This window comes from Bradyrhizobium sp. BRP23 (assembly GCF_020194135.1).
In the GTDB taxonomy this organism is placed as follows: domain Bacteria; phylum Pseudomonadota; class Alphaproteobacteria; order Rhizobiales; family Xanthobacteraceae; genus Bradyrhizobium; species Bradyrhizobium yuanmingense.
Genome location: NZ_JADYVW010000009.1, coordinates 79621 through 95002 on the forward strand (window position 1 = coordinate 79621; position 15382 = coordinate 95002).

A 15382-nucleotide genomic window follows, 5' to 3' on the forward strand; every position below is an offset into this window, starting at 1 on the left:
AGGAGACCTTTAGATGATCCGCAAGGCAACAGCAGTCTGGAAGGGCACTGGTCGCGATGGCACAGGCCATCTGTCGAGCGAATCCGGCGTGCTTGCCGGGACGCCCTATTCATTCAAGACCCGCTTCGAGAACGAGAAGGGCACCAATCCCGAAGAGTTGATCGCCGCGGCCCATGCCGGCTGTTTCACCATGGCACTCGCCTTCGGCCTGCAGATGGCGGGTTTCACGCCCGACGAGCTCTCGACCGAAGCCGCCGTCACGCTCGAGCCCGAAGGCAAGGGCTTCAAGATCAGCAAATCCGCGCTAACCCTGCGGGCGAAGGTGCCTAATCTCGACGAGGCCGGCTTCGCCCGGCTCGCCGGCGAGGCCGAGAAGAACTGCCCGGTGTCCAAGGTGCTCAACGCCGCCATCACGCTCGACGCCAAGCTGGTCTAGGGCGATGGACTGAGGCTAATCGCTGCAAAGGCGGAGGTGCGCTCCCTCTCCCGCTTGCGGGAGAGGGTTGGGGAGATGGTGTTTCCGCAATGGGATAGTCTCCTGGAGGAGAAAGCCCTCACCCCGCCTACGGCGCGACCTCTCCCGTAAGCGGGAGAGGCTGCACCGAGCCCTAGCGACCGGGTGGGCGTCAACGCGCGGCTTTCGGCCGGGCGGCCGAAAGCCTATATGATGGACAAGCTTTGAGCGATCATTGGGAGCACATCACATGACGACGGAACGCGCAGTTTTGGCCGGCGGCTGCTTCTGGGGCATGCAGGATCTGATCCGCAAGCAGCCGGGCGTGATCTCCACCCGCGTCGGTTACACCGGTGGGCACGTCAAGAACGCCACCTACCGCAATCACGAAGGCCATGCCGAAGCGATCGAGATCGTGTTCGATCCGGCCAGGACCAGCTTCCGGACCATGCTGGAGTTCTTCTTCCAGATCCATGATCCGACCACGCTCAACCGTCAGGGCAACGATATCGGCACGAGCTACCGGTCGGCGATCTTCTACACCAGCGAGGAGCAGAAGCGGATTGCCGAAGACACCATCGCCGACGTCGAGGCGTCCGGCCTGTGGCCCGGCAAGGTGGTGACCGAGGTCGCGCCCGCGCGCGAGTTCTGGGAGGCCGAGCCCGAGCATCAGGATTATCTCGAACGTTATCCTGACGGCTACACCTGCCACTTCATCCGGCCGGGCTGGAAGCTGCCGCGGCGCGCTGCGGCAGTCGGAGGCTAGAGCCTGAAGAAGGTGGCTCGCCGGCTGTGGCGGTCCACCTCCTCATCGGTCAAAGCCGACGCGAGTCCGCTCACGCATCGACATGCAAGGTCCGGCGCTGCTCCGCGGTGACGATCCCCGCCGTCAACGTGACGAGACCCATCAAGGCGGCCAGCAGCCAGAATGCCAGCGGCAGTCCGCCGAGCTGTGCGACGAAGCCGACGCCGGCAGGGCCGAGCAGGACGCCTGCGTAGCCCGCTGTCGTGATCGCCGCGACCGCAAGTCCCGTGGGCATCACCTTTTGCTGCGCCGCCCGGCGGAATAGCACGGGCACGAGGTTCGAGGCGCCGAGCCCGATCAGCAGGAATCCGGCGATGGCGACCGCTGCCACGGGCGCGGTGAGCAGCACCACGAAGCCGGCGATCGCGATGAGGCTGCCCCACAGCAATGTCGTGCGGTCTCCGATGCGCGCAACGATGGCGTCGCCGCCGAGCCGGCCGATCGTCATCGCGATCGAGAACACCATGTAGCCGATGCCGCCTTGCGCCTCGCTGACGAGCCCGGCCCCGATAACGAGCAGTGCGCCCCAATCGAGCATCGCCCCTTCGACCAGGAAGGTGATGGCGCCGAGCAGCGCCAGCAGCAGCACCGATCCGTGCGGCAGCACGAACAATGGGCCTTCCTGCACCTGCACCGAGCGGAGCAGGCGCGGCCACGTCACGAGCATCGCGATCAGCATCAGCACGGAGCAGATCAACGTCGAGGCGAGCGCGCCGAGCTGCAGAGAGAGCAGCGCCGTCATCAGCGCGGAACCGGCGAAGCCGCCGATGCTGAACAGGGCGTGGAAGCCGGACATCAGCGGGCGTCGCGCGGCGCGCTCCACCTCCACGGCGTGGATGTTCATGGCGACGTCGATCGAGCCTAGCGCGGCGCCGAACGCAAGCAGCGCCAGCGCCAGCGACAGCGGCGAGCTTGCGACCGCCAGCAGCGGCAGCACCAGCGTCAGACCGATCCCGCCCGCGACGATGATCGGCCGGCTGCCATAGCGCGCGCTGAGCACGCCGGTCAGCAGCATCGCCACGACCGAGCCGATGCCGAGGCTGAGCAGGAGCAGGCCGAGAACTCCGTCGTCGACGGCGAGCCGCGCCTTCGCGAACGGCACCAGGGGTGCCCAGCACGCGATGCCGAAGCCCGCAACGAGGAAGGCAAGCCGGGTGGCAAGGCGGGTTGCCGGCCGGTCGGCAGAAGACATGGGAACTCCGGGAAAGCAGGGGAGGAGACGGTCGACAGGCCCGAGGATTGCCGCGGCTTTATGGCAGAGCCCTGCTCGAATGGTCGTGGCAGGCGCTCAACGGCTGCATGCCTCGACCTAGCCCCCGAGGATCCGCCGGCACGCCTCGACGAACACCTCTGCGCCCGTCACGATATCGGCATCCGCCGTGTTCTCGGTCCAGTGATGGCTGATGCCGCCGATCGACGGCACGAACAGCATGCCGGCGGGCATGACGGTCGCCAGCATCTGCGCATCGTGGCCGGCGCCGCTCGGCATGCGGATGGACCGGCCGCCGGCGACGGCCTTGCTCGCGGCCTCGATCGCGTCCTGAAAGCTCGCGTTCATCATCGCGGGTGCGCCGGTGCGCAGCTTCGTCACGCTGACCGTGCAGGTGCCGTTGGCACTGGCCTCGTCCGCCATGGTCCGCAGCAATTGCTCCAGCCGCGCGATCACAGGCGGGTCGTCGTCGCGGATCTGGAACAGCATCTCGGCGCCACCGGGGATAATGCTCGGTGCGCCCGGATCGAGCGTGATGCGGCCGGTGGTCCAGACCGTGCGCGGGCCGCAGGCGGCGGGGAAACGCTCGTCGATCGCCACGCAGAACTTGGCCAGCGCCAGGCCCGCATCCTTGCGCACCGCCATGCGCGTGGTGCCGGCATGGTTCTGCTCGCCGACAAAGTTGATCTGGTACTGCCAGATGCCGACGATGGACGTCACGACGCCGATCGCCAGGCGACCGCTTTCGAGCGTGTCGCCCTGCTCGATGTGCGCCTCGAGATAACCGACGTGCCGTCCCGGCTCGGCAGTGATGCGCGGACGCCCCGCCAGCCCCATGTCGGCAAGGGCATCGCGCATGGTGCGGCCGCTGGTGCGGTCGCGGGCGGCATCGATGTCGGCCTCGGTCACCTGTCCGACATAGGAGCGCGAGCCGAGGAAATGACCGAAATGTCCCTCCTCGTCGCACCAGGCGGCGACCTCGACCGCGCCGTTCACCGAAGCGTCGGCATTGAGCACGCGCGCGGCCTCGAGCGCATAGACGACGCCGAGCGGGCCGTCGAGCCAGCCGGCATAGTTCTGGCTTTCCAGGTGCGAGCCCGCCAGCAGCTTCGGCCCGGGCTTCGAGCTCGTCCCGAACACATTGCCGATGCCGTCGATCGCCGCGGAGAGCTCGGCCTCGGGCAGCTTCTGGACAAGCCACTCCAGCGACAGCTTGTGCGGCTCGGAGAAGGTCGGCTTGTGCACGCCGGTCTTGTAGGCGCCGAAGGCACGCAGTGCATGGAGGTCGGCGAGAACGCGATGGCCGTCGGCACGAGCGTCAGGCATGTTCGGCAACCTTCAGCGCCTCGGTTCGGATCTCCTCGACCAGCCGTTCCTTCAGCTGGACGAATTCAGGCGTGGTCTTGATCTTGTAGGAGCGGGGATGCGGCAGGTCTACATGAATGTCCGCCTTGATGCGGCCGGGGCGCGCGCTCATCACGATGACGCGGCTGCCGAGGAAGATGGCTTCCTCGATATCGTGGGTCACGAACAGCACGGTCTTCTGGTCGCGTTCCCAGATCCCGAGCAGCATCTCCTGCATCAAGGCGCGGGTCTGGTTGTCGAGCGCGCCGAACGGTTCGTCGAGCAGCAGGATCTTCGGATCGTTGGCGAGCGCGCGTGCGATCGCGGTGCGCTGCTGCATGCCGCCGGAGAGCTGCTTGGGCCAATGGTTTTCGAAGCCGGACAGCCCGACCTGGCGGATGAAGGCATCGGCGATCTTGTGTCGCTCCGCCTCGGACACGCCGCGCTCGCGCAGGCCGAAGGCGATGTTCTCGCGCACCGTCAGCCAGGGAAACAGCGTGTAGGACTGGAACACCATGCCGCGATCGGCGCCCGGGCCGGTCACTTCGCGTCCGTCGAGCGTGACGCGGCCGCCGGTCGGACGGTCGAGGCCGGCGACGATGCGCAGCAGCGTGGACTTGCCGCAGCCGGAGGGACCGAGGATGGTGACGAAGTCGTTGTTGCCGATGGTGAGATCGGTCGGCTCGAGCGCCCTGGTCGGCGCGTTGCCGTGACGCGCGGGGAAGGTGCGCGAGACCTGTTCAACCTTAAGAATGGTCATGCGAGCTTCCAGGGAAACAGCCAGGCGTTGAACGCCTTGAACAGGAAGTCCGAGATCAGGCCGATCAATCCGATCACGATGATGCCGAAGATGATCTGGCCGGTGTTGAGCAGCGCCTGGCTGTCGGTGATCATATGACCGATGCCCGAGGACGAGCCGATCAGCTCGGCGACGATGACGTAGGTCCAGGCCCAGCCCAGCACCAGCCGCAGGATCTCTGCGATCTCCGGCGCGGAGGAAGGCAGCAGCACCCGGCGGATGATGCCGCGGTCGCTGGCGCCCAGCGTGTAGGCGGCCTCGACCAGATCGCGCCGCGTGGCGCCGACCGTCACCGCGACCATCAGGATGACCTGGAACACCGAGCCGATGAAGATGACGAGCAGCTTCTGCAGCTCGCCGATGCCGGCCCACAGGATCAGCAGCGGGATGAAGGCCGAGGCGGGCAAATAGCGTGCAAATGAGACGAAGGGTTCGAGGAAGGCTTCGACCGGCTTGTAGGCGCCCATCAGCACGCCGAGCGGCACCGCAATGACCGCCGCGAGCGCAAAGCCGCCGACGACGCGCCAGATCGTCATGCCGATGTCGAACAGGAAGCCGTGCTTGGTGAGCAGCTCGAGGCCTTCCTGCACCATGGTGAGCGGATTGGCGAGGAAGGTCTTCGACACATGGCCGCCGAACGTCGCCCATGACCAGAGGGCGACGAACAGCACGAAGAACGCCAGGCCATATGCCGCACGTTGCTTCGATGTCACGGGATCCAGGGGACGCATCAAACTGTATCCGAATGGTGCGCCGGCTCCGCTTGAGGCGGAACCGGCAGCTTGGAGAACGTTACTTGATGAAGCTCGCGTCGTAGAGGTCCTCGACCTTCGGCACGGCCTTGATGATACCGATCTCGAGCAGGAGCTCGGCGGCCTCCTTGTTGAAGGTCAGGAAGTCGCCGGCGAAGAACTTCTGGTTCGCCGCCTTGTCCTGCCAGCGCAGGTATTTCGCCGAGTTGCCGAACTGCTCGGCGGTCTGCTTCACGTCGGCGCCCATGATCTCGTAGGACTTGGCCTGGTCCTTGGCGATCATCTCGAGCGCCTCGAAATAGCTGTCGGCGAGCGCCTTGGCGGCCTTGGGATTGTCGGTGAGGAACTTCGGCGTGCAGCCGAACGTGTCCATGACCATCGGATAGTCCAGCGTGGTCGCGATGATCTTGCCCTTGTCCGGCGCGGCACGCACGGTCGACAAGTATGGCTCATAGGTCATCGCTGCATCGTTCTGGCCGGAGACGAAGGCCTGCGCCGCAGCCGCCGGCTCGAGGTTCACCACCGTCACGTCCTTCGTGGTGAGGCCGTTCTTCTTCAGCATCCAGGCCAGCGCGAAGTAGGGCGAGGTGCCCGGCGCGGAGGCGGCGACGGTCTTGCCTTTCAGGTCCTTGATCGCGGCGATGTCGTTGCGCACAGCCATCCCGTCGGCGCCATAGCTCTTGTCGAGCTGGAAGATCTGCTTGGTGGCGACGCCGTTGGCGTTCCAGGAGATCCAGGTCTCAACCGTGGTCGCCGCACACTGGATGTCGCCGGAGGCGATGGCGAGATGGCGGTCCTTCTGCGGGATCTTCTTGATGGTGACGTCGAGGCCGTTTTTCTTGAAGATGCCGGCCTCCTTCGCCAGCGTCAGCGGCGCGAAGCCGGTCCATCCGGAAATGCCGATGCCGACCTTGACGTCCTGGGCGAGCGCCGGAGTGGAGGCCGCGAGAGCAATGATTGTCGCAAATACTGTCGAACTACGCATGATTATCGTCCTCTTGCCGATCGATGGTTTGACGTCCTGTTGATCTCTGCCGGCCCATATGGGCGGTTCCGCGAAGCGTTGCACGATTTGTGCCGACATATCCTCTCAGCCTCCCTTGAATCGCGCGACAAGGCGGTGAGAGTCACCGGGATAGAGCAGGCGCACGGCGGTGATCGTGCGTGCGCTGCGCCAGGTATAGCGGTCGATCACGAGACAGGGGGCGCCGACGGCGATCGCGAGCGCCTCCGCCGCGCGGTCGTCCGCGACGATGGCGCTGATCGTGTGCTCGGCCTCGGTCCATGGGACATGGTGAAGCAGCCAGGAGCCGGGCGGCTCGCGCGAGAAATCCGCGGTCGCAGCATTGGGCACGGACGAGAGATCGATCAGCCTGTCCTCGACCGCGAACGGGACCTTGTCGGCGCTGTGCCGGCAGGTGATCGCGACCACCTTGCCGGCCTTCTTCACGCCGAGCCGGTCGCGGTCGGCAGCCGTCGCCGCGCGCAGCTTGCGGCCGATCAGCTCGTAGCCGTAACTGCGCCCGAGCGCGGTGATTTCGGCGCGGATGTCGGCGATCTTGAGCACCGCCGACTGATGCTGCGGCCGGCGCACGAACGAGCCGGCGCGCCGCCGTCGCTCGATCAGATCGGCCTGCGCCAGCTCAGACAGCGCCTTGTTCACGGTCATGCGCGAGCAGCCGTAGCGCGCCACCAGCTCGTGCTCGAAGGGAATGCGATGCCCGGGCGGCCACTCGCCGGTCAGGATCCGCTTCTCGATGTCGGCGCGGATGCGCTTGTAGAGCGTCGGCTTGTCGGCATCGGTGACGAGGCTCATGCCACGAGCCTCCGCATCGATGCGTTGAAGCGTTCGCGTGCGGCTTGGCGCAATCCATGCTGACCGCGCTCGACCACCTTGTTGCCCCCGGCCCAGACGCAATCGATGGCGGCGCCGCCGGCAGAAAAAATCCAGCCGTCGATGGCCGCATCCTGCGCGCGTCCCGCCAGCGATGGATACGCCGTGTCGAGCGTGACGATATCGGCGCGCGCGCCGGGTGTGAGGCTGACCGTCGGCTGCGCCAGCGCCCGCGCGCCGCCGGCGAGCGCCCCGTCGAACAGCGAGCGTCCCGTAGAGCGACCTGCGCCGCCGGAGAGGACGTTGCGCTGGCGGTGCTTGAGCCGCTGGCCGTATTCGAGCTGGCGCAACTCGTCTGCGGCGCCGATCAACACGTTGGAATCGGTACCGACGCCGAAAGAGCCGCCGGCGTCGACAAACTCCCGCGCCGAGAAAGTGCCGTCGCCGAGGCTCGCCTCCGTGATCGGGCAAAGGCCGGCGACCGCGCCCGTCTTGGCGAAAGCCGTCACTTCCTCACTCGTCATGTGGGTCGCGTGAATGAGGCACCAGCGCCGATCGACAGGCGCGTGCTCCAGCAGCCATTGCACCGGACGCCGGCCCGACCAGGCGAGGCAATCCTCGACCTCCTTCACCTGCTCGGCGGCATGGATGTGCACCGGCCCGCCCTCGGCGAGCGGAAGGATCGCGGCGAGCTCGTCCGGCGTGACCGCGCGCAAACTGTGCGGAGCGATGCCGATATTGGCGCCGGGCAAGGCGCTGATCGCCTGGCGCGAGGCCGTCATCAATGCGGCGAACTGATCGACCGAGCAGATGAAGCGGCGCTGCCCGGCATGCGGCGCTGCGCCTCCAAACGAGCCATGCGCATAGAAAGTCGGCAACAACGTCAGCGCAATGCCCGAGGCTTCGGCCGCCTGTGCAATCCGCGTGGCCATCTCGGCGGGGTCAGCGTAGGGCGAGCCGTCGCGGTCGTGGTGCAGATAGTGGAATTCGCCGACGCGGGTAAAACCCTGCTCGAGCATCTCGACATAGAGCAGCGTCGCCACAGCCGCGACGTCGTCGGGCGTCATCGCCAGCGCAAAGCGATACATCGTCTCGCGCCAGGTCCAGAACGTGTCGGTGGAATCGCCGCGCAATTCGGCAAGGCCTGCCATGCCGCGCTGGAAGGCGTGGCTGTGCAGGCTCGCAAGTCCGGGAAGCGCGATAGCATGGCGCTCGTCGCCGGCGGACGGCGCCACGCCCGGCGTCACCGCGGCTATCGCGCCGGCGGCGATCACCACCTGCACGTCATTGGCCCAGCCGGAAGGCAGGAGCGCGGAAGCGAAATGCAGTCGGGTCATGATCTACACGCCGGCTGGACAGAACCGCCTTACGATTATATGTCTAGACATATAAGTCAAGCATCCCCACGGCGAATGGATACCCGCATGGCAGAGCGCTTCGACCGGATCTGGCACAATGCCCGCCTCGCGACGATGCGGGTCGATCGTCCCGATCTTGGCGAGATCGAGCATGGTGTCATCGCCGCACGCGGCGGTCGCATCGCCTATGCGGGCGCGAAAGCGGATTTTCCCGCCGATGCAGACGCTATCGAGCGGATCGATTGCAAGGGGCGCTGGATCACGCCTGGTCTCGTCGACTGCCATACCCATCTGGTCTATGGCGGCAACCGCGCGCATGAATTCGAGCTTCGCCTGAAGGGGGCAAGCTATGAGGAGATCGCGCGCGCCGGCGGTGGCATCGTCTCGACCGTGGCGGCAACGCGCCAGGCGAGCGAAGCCGAGCTCGTCGCAGGCGCGCTGCCGCGGCTCGACGCGCTGACGGCTGAGGGCGCCACTACGGTCGAGATCAAGTCCGGCTACGGCCTCGACACAGAAACCGAGATGCGCCAGCTCGCGGCTGCGCGCAGCCTCGGCCGTGAGCGGCCGGTTACGATCCGCACGTCGTTCTTGGGCGCGCATGCGCTGCCGGTCGAGGCGGGGGGTGACAAGGATGGTTACATCGATCTCGTCTGCAAGGAGATGCTGCCGGCGATCGCAAACGCGGGCCTCGCCGATGCCGTCGATGCCTTCATGGAGGGCATCGCATTCTCCGCCGAACAGACTGCGCGGGTGTTCGAAGCGGCGAGGGGACTTGGACTGCCGGTCAAGCTCCATGCCGACCAGCTCTCGAATCTCGGCGGCGCCGCGCTTGCCGCGAAATTCTCGGCGCTCTCGGCCGATCATCTCGAGCACACCGACGAGGCCGGTGCCGTCGCCATGGCGAGGGCCGGCACGGTGGCGGTGTTGTTGCCCGGCGCGTTCTACTTCATTCGCGAGACGCAGAAGCCGCCGGTCGAAACGTTCCGCAAGCACAACGTTCCCATGGCGCTGGCGACCGACTGCAATCCCGGCAGCTCGCCACTGACCTCGCTGCTGCTCGCGATGAACATGGGCGCGACATTGTTCCGGATGAATGTGGCCGAGTGCCTCGCCGGCGTCACCCGTGAAGGCGCGCGGGCGCTCGGCCTGCTGCAAGAGACCGGCACACTGGATGCCGGAAAATGGTGCGATCTCGCGGTCTGGGACATCGACCGGCCGGCCGAGCTGGTCTACCGCATCGGCTTCAATCCGCTGCACCAGCGGGTATGGAGGGGGCAGTGACGGAGCAGGAGACAGCGATCGTCGTCAAGCCGGGAACAGTGAGCCTCGACGATCTCTCACGCGTGCTCGAAGGCGCCCCCGTCGTGCTCGATCCTTCGTTCTGGCCACGTGTCGATGCGGCTGCGCTGATCGTTGCGCAGGCCGCGCAGGCCGACGTCCCCGTCTACGGCATCAACACCGGCTTCGGGAAGCTCGCGTCGAAGCGCATTCCGCCGGACCAGACCGCGCTGCTTCAGCGCAACCTGATCGTCTCGCATTGCTGCGGCGTCGGCCAGCCGACGCCGGAGCCCATCGTCCGCCTGATGATGGCGCTGAAGATCGTCTCGCTCGGCCGCGGCGCTTCCGGCGTGCGCCGCGCGGTGATCGAGCAGTTGCAGGACATGCTGGCCCGTGGCGTCTATCCGCTGGTGCCGCAGCAGGGCTCGGTCGGCGCCTCCGGCGATCTGGCACCGCTTGCGCATATGACGGCCGTGATGATCGGCGAAGGGCAGGCGATCGTCGATGGCAAGACTGTATCCGGCAGCGAGGCACTCGCCGCCGCCGGCCTCAAGCCGCTGACCCTTGGGCCCAAGGAAGGCCTCGCGCTGATCAACGGCACGCAATTCTCGACCGCCTACGCCCTCTCGGGCGTGTTGCGCGCATTTCGCCTCGCCCGCGCCGCGCTCGTGACCGGTGCGCTGTCGGTGGACGCGGCGATGGCGTCAACGGCACCGTTCCGGCCCGAAATCCAGGCGCTGCGTGGCCATGCCGGCCAGATCGCGGCGGCTGCGGCGCTGAATGCGTTGCTCGACGGCAGCGACATCCGTATGTCGCATCTCGAGCGTGATGAGCGCGTGCAGGATCCCTATTGCCTGCGCTGCCAGCCACAGGTTGCCGGTGCTGCGCTCGATCTGATCACGCAGGCCGCGCGCACGCTGATCGTGGAGGCCAATGCCGTCACCGACAATCCGCTGGTGCTGGTCGAGACCGGAGAGATCGTCTCCGGCGGCAATTTCCACGCCGAGCCGGTGGCGTTTGCCGCAGATTCGCTGGCGCTGGCGCTGTCGGAGATCGGTGCAATCAGCGAGCGGCGCATCGCGACGCTGGTCGACCCCGCGCTCAATTTCGGGCTGCCGCCGTTCCTCACCCCCGATCCCGGCATCAATTCCGGCTTCATGATCGCCGAGGTGACGGCGGCCGCGCTCTATGCCGAGAACAAGCAGCGTGCGCTCGCCTGCTCGATCGATTCGACGCCGACCAGCGCTAATCAGGAAGACCATGTCTCGATGGCCGCGCATGCTGCGCGGCGCCTGTCCGACATGGCCGACAATCTCGCCGCCATCCTCGGCATTGAGCTTCTGGTCGCCGCTCAGGGCATCACGCTGCGCGCGCCGCATGCAACCAGTGCGCCGCTGGTCGCCGTCATTGCCGCATTGCGTGAGCAGGTGCCCGCACTGGGTGCCGATCGCTACATGGCCGGCGATCTCGCCAAGGCCGCTGCATTGATCGAAGCCGATGCGCTTCCGGCTGCTGCGCTCGCCCAGCTTCCCACCGATCCGTTTCCGAGACTCGTCTGAAGAGGCCCGCATGAACCGCCGTCTGGACAATGACCGTACCATCCGCGCTCCCCGCGGCAGCGACATCAGCGCCAAGAGCTGGCTCACGGAAGCGCCGCTGCGCATGCTGATGAACAATCTCGACCCTGACGTCGCGGAACGCCCGAGCGAGCTCGTCGTCTATGGCGGCATCGGCCGCGCCGCGCGCGACTGGGAGAGTTTTGACCGGATCGTTGCGGCCTTGCGCAAGCTCGAAGCCGACCAGACGCTGCTGGTGCAGTCCGGCAAGCCGGTCGGCGTGTTCCGCACCCATGCCGATGCACCACGCGTGCTGATCGCGAATTCCAACATCGTGCCGCATTGGGCGACGCTCGATCATTTCAACGAGCTCGATCGCCAGGGCCTGATGATGTACGGCCAGATGACGGCGGGCTCCTGGATCTATATCGGCAGCCAGGGCATCGTGCAGGGCACCTATGAAACGTTCGTCGAGGTCGGTCGGCGTCATTACGGCGGCAGCCTCGCCGGTAAATGGATTCTCACGGCCGGCTTGGGAGGCATGGGCGGCGCGCAGCCGCTGGCGGCCACCATGGCCGGCGCTTCGATGCTTGCGGTCGAATGCCAGCCGAGCCGCATCGAGATGCGCCTGCGGACCGGTTATCTCGACCGGCAAGCCGCAACGCTTGATGAAGCGCTCGCGATCATGGCGGACGCCGCGAAGACGAACAAGGCGGTCTCGGTCGGCCTGCTCGGCAACGCCGCGGAGATCTTCCCTGAGCTGGTGCGCCGCGGCGTCAAGCCCGACATCGTCACCGACCAGACCAGCGCGCACGATCCCATCAACGGCTACTTGCCGAAGGGCTGGACGCTTGCCGAATGGGAAGCCAAGCGCGCGTCCGATCCGAAGGCAGTGGAGCGCGCCTCGAAGACGTCGATGGTCGAGCATGTCCAGGCCATGCTGGATTTCCATGCCCAGGGTATTCCGACGCTCGACTACGGCAACAACATCCGCCAGATGGCACAGGACATGGGCCTGAAGAACGCCTTCGATTTCCCCGGCTTCGTGCCCGCCTATATCCGCCCCCTGTTCTGTCGCGGCGTCGGGCCATTCCGCTGGGCCGCGCTGTCGGGCGATCCCGAGGACATCTTCAAGACCGATGCCAAGGTCAAGGAGCTGATGCCTGACGACAAGCATCTGCACAATTGGCTCGACATGGCAAAGGCGCGCATCAAGTTCCAGGGCCTGCCGGCACGGATCTGCTGGGTCGGCCTCGGCGACCGCCATCGCCTCGGCCTTGCCTTCAACGAGATGGTGGCACGTGGCGAATTGAAGGCGCCGATCGTGATCGGCCGCGATCATCTCGACAGCGGCTCGGTGGCGAGCCCCAACCGCGAGACCGAGGCGATGAAGGACGGATCGGATGCGGTGTCCGATTGGCCGCTGCTCAATGCGCTGCTCAATTGCGCCAGCGGAGCGACCTGGGTGTCGCTGCATCATGGCGGCGGCGTCGGCATCGGCTATTCGCAGCACGCGGGCATGGTGATCGTCGCCGACGGCACGCCCGAGGCTGCGAAGCGTATCGAGCGCGTGCTGTGGAACGATCCCGCCACCGGCGTCATGCGGCACGCCGATGCAGGCTACGACATCGCGATCGAGTGCGCGCGCGACAAGGGGCTCGATCTGCCGAGTCTGGCGGAGTAGACGAGGCTTTAGAGCATGATCCGGAAAAGTGCGTAGCGGTTTTCCGAAAAGATTATGCTCAAACAATAACCTAAAGCGCGCATCGCGCTTTAGGCCACGACCTTGGTCCCGGTGCCGTCGAGGCGCCGGCTCTCCTTCGCAAGATGGTCGCCAATCGCATCGGCCGGCATCGGCTTGGCGAAATAGTAACCCTGGATGAAGTCGCATCCCAGGCGGCGCAGGGTGTCGAGCTGAGCACGCGTCTCGACGCCCTCGACGACGCAGGCGATCTCCATGTCGTCGCAGAGACCGGTGAGCGATTTGATGATCTTGTGGCTAACGGGATTCTCGTTGATGTCGGAAACGAAGCTGCGGTCGACCTTGATCTTGTCGAGCGGCAGCCGGTGCACGTGGCTCAGCGACGAATAGCCGGTGCCGAAATCGTCCAGTGAAATGCCGCAGCCCATTGCCTTCAGCGTTGCGATCGATTGCTGTGCGCGGACGAAGTCGAAGGTGACGGCGGTCTCGGTGATCTCGAAATCGATCCGGCGCGGCGGCAGCCCGCTCTTCTCGATGATCGAGATCAGCGGCAGGATGCCCTCCGCCGCACAGACATCGTGGGCTGAGAGATTGAACGACAGGCGGATGTGATCGGGCCATGTCCTGGCGATGGCGAGCGCGCGCACGAGCAGCGCTTGCGTAAGCGGGCGGATCAGTCCGATGCGCTCGGCGGCCGGAATGAAATCGGCCGGGGAGACCAGGCCGAGGCGGGCGCTGCGCCAGCGCGCCAGAACCTCGAAGCCGGCGGTGTGCTCGCTCATGGCATCGACGATCGGCTGGAACACCAGGTCCATCTCGGTGCTGAAATCGGCGGTGCGCAGCAGATTCTCGATGACTCCGCGACTGCGGATCTCGGCCTCGAGCTCGCTCGAGAAGATCACGGTGCGGCCGCGCAGATGGCGCTTGGCGTGATAAAGTGAATAGTCGGCGCATTCATAGAGTGCTTCGGCGGTCGTTGCCGATTGGGGAAACGAGGCAAAGCCGATCGAGCAGGACAGCCCGGTATGGGCGGTGTCGAGCTGGTAGGGAAGCCTGACCTGGTCGCCAATGCGCTGGCCCAGCCGCAGCAGGTCCGCATCGTCGGGGTCGCCGCAAACGACCAGGCCGAACTCGTCGCCGCCTAATCGGGCGAATTCGACCCGCTGCGGACCAAAACCCTCGCAGACTTCGCGGATGCGCCGGCCGGCCTCGATCAGGACGCGGTCTCCCACCGAATGGCCGTAATTGTCGTTGATCGGCTTGAAACCGTCGAGATCGATGATGCCGACCGCGATCCGAACTTTCCTGCGTTCGGCATCGGTGAAGGCGCTCGACAGCTCGGCGAAGAAGCGGCGGCGGTTCGGCAGCTCGGTGAGTGAATCGAGATTGGCAAGGCGGAAGTTCTCGTCAGAGAGCGCCTGCGTCGCCGCCTGTTGCGCGAGCAGCGACTTGCGGCTGGCGACGAGATCGGCGAAGTCACGGTAGTAGATGAACAGCACCGTCACCATCGCGGCGGAAACCAGGAGGTTGTTGACCGCGATCGCCTTCAGCGTCGGCTCGCCCGTGGCAAAGAAGAACAGCACATAGGGCACGTCGACGATCAGCGTCACGATCAGCGCCGCCGAGCGCAGATGCATCAGCGAGAAGATGCAGCCGATCACGGTGACCGCCATGTAGAACGCGACCTGGCTCTTGGCGAAGGGATCGCCGTAGGGGTAGAGCGCGAAGGACCAGGCGGTGAAGCCGGCACCGATCGGCAGGGTCAGCCAGTTGGTGGCGCGCAGATTGCGCAGGATGTCGGCATCGCTGCGCACCAGCCGGCGCTGGCGTAGCCACCAGAAGGTCCGCAAGCCCGCGAGCACCGTTAGCACGGCCGGCACGATCATCGTCAGCCAGTCCGGCGCCACGTTCACATAGGTGTAGGCGACCGCAATCGTGTTGCTGATGAGGATGAAGTAGAGCAGCGGGATCTGCTTGGAGAAGGCGTCGAACTGCGCCCGCGTCAGGTCCGGATTGTCGGCGGGAACGCGAAACAATCGCATCGCGGCGGCAAGATGAGATTTCAAATCGGCAATAGGCATTGCAATACGAGCCCCAGATCCCCTGAAAAACGTGGGCAATCTTGCACGGCAGGGGTAAAGGGGCCGTTAGATCAATTCTGGCCCGGGCAGGCCAGCACTGGTTGCGCGCTGCCTTACGATTTTCCGATCGCGTGCATTGGTGAGGTCCCGTTAAGGATATCCGGCCGCAGCGTGCGCACGTCTCAGGCACACGTCGCCCGAAATCGCTG

The 15382-nt window shown here is 65.9% G+C and carries 13 protein-coding genes; 5 read left to right on the plus strand and 8 right to left on the minus strand.

What is annotated here, in order from left to right; translation table 11 throughout:
- Window positions 1-13: 13 nt before the first annotated feature.
- Both I6F24_RS24035 and msrA read left to right on the plus strand, forming a co-directional pair.
- A complete protein-coding gene (locus I6F24_RS24035; protein ID WP_109142921.1) occupies window positions 14-436 on the plus strand; it encodes an OsmC family protein in 423 nt (140 codons plus the stop codon).
- Window positions 437-704: 268 nt separating this feature from the next.
- Window positions 705-1220, plus strand: coding sequence for a peptide-methionine (S)-S-oxide reductase MsrA (msrA, locus tag I6F24_RS24040; protein WP_036008049.1), 516 nt, complete (start codon window positions 705-707; stop codon window positions 1218-1220).
- A gap of 70 nt (window positions 1221-1290) precedes the next feature.
- Here the strand turns inward: msrA and I6F24_RS24045 are convergent, their stop codons facing one another.
- The 7 genes from I6F24_RS24045 to I6F24_RS24075 form a co-directional block, all read right to left on the minus strand.
- Window positions 1291-2451 (minus strand): MFS transporter, encoded by a 1161-nt coding sequence (locus I6F24_RS24045; protein WP_225150373.1) that lies wholly within the window; start codon window positions 2449-2451, stop codon window positions 1291-1293.
- Between the two features lie 117 nt (window positions 2452-2568).
- Window positions 2569-3795, minus strand: coding sequence for a Zn-dependent hydrolase (locus tag I6F24_RS24050; protein WP_225150375.1), 1227 nt, complete (start codon window positions 3793-3795; stop codon window positions 2569-2571).
- Complete coding sequence (locus I6F24_RS24055) at window positions 3788-4573, minus strand: ABC transporter ATP-binding protein (RefSeq protein WP_036029320.1); 786 nt, start codon at window positions 4571-4573, stop codon at window positions 3788-3790. The genes I6F24_RS24050 and I6F24_RS24055 overlap by 8 nt, the downstream gene beginning before the upstream one ends.
- Entirely contained in the window at window positions 4570-5343 is a 774-nt protein-coding gene (locus I6F24_RS24060; RefSeq protein ID WP_036008029.1) for an ABC transporter permease, read from the minus strand. Before I6F24_RS24060 ends, I6F24_RS24055 begins: the two co-directional genes overlap by 4 nt.
- Window positions 5344-5404: 61 nt before the next feature.
- Window positions 5405-6349 (minus strand): ABC transporter substrate-binding protein, encoded by a 945-nt coding sequence (locus I6F24_RS24065; RefSeq protein WP_225127688.1) that lies wholly within the window; start codon window positions 6347-6349, stop codon window positions 5405-5407.
- Between the two features lie 105 nt (window positions 6350-6454).
- Window positions 6455-7180, minus strand: a complete 726-nt coding sequence (hutC, locus tag I6F24_RS24070) for a histidine utilization repressor (RefSeq protein ID WP_225114632.1) — start codon at window positions 7178-7180, stop codon at window positions 6455-6457.
- Entirely contained in the window at window positions 7177-8535 is a 1359-nt protein-coding gene (locus tag I6F24_RS24075; protein WP_225150378.1) for a formimidoylglutamate deiminase, read from the minus strand. The genes hutC and I6F24_RS24075 overlap by 4 nt, the downstream gene beginning before the upstream one ends.
- Before the next feature lie 87 nt (window positions 8536-8622).
- On the opposite strand from I6F24_RS24075, the gene hutI reads away from it, so the two are divergent.
- From hutI to hutU, 3 genes are read left to right on the plus strand one after another with little or no spacing between them, the layout of a single operon-like run.
- A complete protein-coding gene (gene hutI / locus I6F24_RS24080) occupies window positions 8623-9837 on the plus strand; it encodes an imidazolonepropionase (protein ID WP_225150380.1) in 1215 nt (404 codons plus the stop codon).
- Window positions 9834-11393 carry a histidine ammonia-lyase gene (hutH, locus tag I6F24_RS24085; RefSeq protein WP_225150382.1) on the plus strand — a complete coding sequence of 520 codons (1560 nt, stop codon included), beginning with the start codon at window positions 9834-9836 and terminating at the stop codon, window positions 11391-11393. The genes hutI and hutH overlap by 4 nt, the downstream gene beginning before the upstream one ends.
- 10 nt (window positions 11394-11403) lie before the next feature.
- Complete coding sequence (gene hutU, locus I6F24_RS24090) at window positions 11404-13074, plus strand: urocanate hydratase (protein WP_225133235.1); 1671 nt, start codon at window positions 11404-11406, stop codon at window positions 13072-13074.
- Window positions 13075-13163: 89 nt separating this feature from the next.
- On the opposite strand, the gene I6F24_RS24095 is transcribed toward hutU, so the two are convergent.
- Entirely contained in the window at window positions 13164-15173 is a 2010-nt protein-coding gene (locus tag I6F24_RS24095; RefSeq protein WP_225133234.1) for an EAL domain-containing protein, read from the minus strand.
- Between the last annotated feature and the right edge of the window lie 209 nt (window positions 15174-15382).